Consider the following 1,228-nt stretch of genomic DNA (forward strand, 5'->3'; position numbering starts at 1 on the left):
TGTTGCAGTAGACTGCATTATTTTTGGTTATGACGGCGATCAGCTAAAACTTTTGGTAATAAAAAGGGCAATAGAACCCGTAAAAGATAAGTGGAGTTTAATGGGTGGTTTTATCGGTGAACATGAAGATCTTGATGGTGCCGCCAAAAGAATTTTATTGGAATTAACAGGATTACACGATGTTTACCTGGAGCAACTTCATGCTTATGGCAGTCCAGATCGGGATCCTATCGAACGTACGGTTTCGGTAGTCTACTTTGCACTGATCGATATAAATAAATATAGTAAACAGATCAATGACCAGTACCATGCCGAGTGGTTTAAGCTAAAAGAAGTTCCCGAATTAATTTTCGACCACGATATAATGGTTAAGGCCGCTATGGATAAAATCCGCTATCAGGCAGCCCTCCATCCTATTTTATTTGAGCTTTTACCAAAACGGTTTACTATACCGCAATTGCAGGCTTTATACGAGCAGGTTTACGATTCGCCGATAGATAACCGGAACTTTATCCGTAAGATTACGGCCAGTGGATTGTTAATTAAACAAGCCGACAAGGACAAATCGAGTTCGCGCCGTGGGGCCTTTTATTTTAAACTGGACAAAAACAAACACAAGGCACAGTTTCAGTCTTTTCTCAATTTTATCCCAAAAGCGAGTGAATAGGCAATGATTTGAGAAAATATTACTCAAATAAAAATAAATTTTAAAATTGTTTTTGGGCTTACAAAATTTAAAATCAACCAGTTAGAAGCGCCAATTTTACATAGACTAAAAAACAATAAAAACATTTTCAAAAAATGTTTGCAAGAAAAGGATAAATCCCTATATTTGCACCTCCTTAAACAAAAGGAAATGATTCCGTAGCTCAGCTGGTAGAGCATTACACTTTTAATGTAGTGGTCCTGGGTTCGAATCCCAGCGGGATCACGAAAAACCTCACAGAAATGTGAGGTTTTTTTGTTTTATTCCTGCTGGCTTTGCATTGCTAATAGATTAAATTATAGATCGTCAAAAGGGTTTTTTATTGATTTATTATTTTGGTACTCAATTGCATTTTTTGTCATTTTGCTGCCGCTATGGAAAATCAATTTCCGAAAAGCTCCCCGGGTCCGAATCAATCTAAATACATTACACCTTCCATAACGATTATAGAAGATCCGCTTATCCAAATTCCATCGTCAACTACTTCTGCCTCAATAAAAGAGGGCCTCCTAACATGAGCAC

1 protein-coding gene and 1 tRNA gene are annotated in these 1,228 nt (G+C 37.4%); both read left to right on the plus strand.

All coding sequences use genetic code 11. The features are described 5' to 3' along the window. The coding region (locus AC1DPQ_RS28165) for an NUDIX hydrolase (RefSeq protein WP_477611627.1) at positions 1 to 667 on the plus strand (667 nt) is incomplete at its 5' end. Positions 668 to 858: 191 nt separating this feature from the next. After that, positions 859 to 931, plus strand: a tRNA-Lys gene (locus AC1DPQ_RS28170). Positions 932 to 1,228 lie beyond the last annotated feature (297 nt).

The sequence above is a fragment of the Pedobacter sp. 01T416_2 genome, from assembly GCF_056398925.1.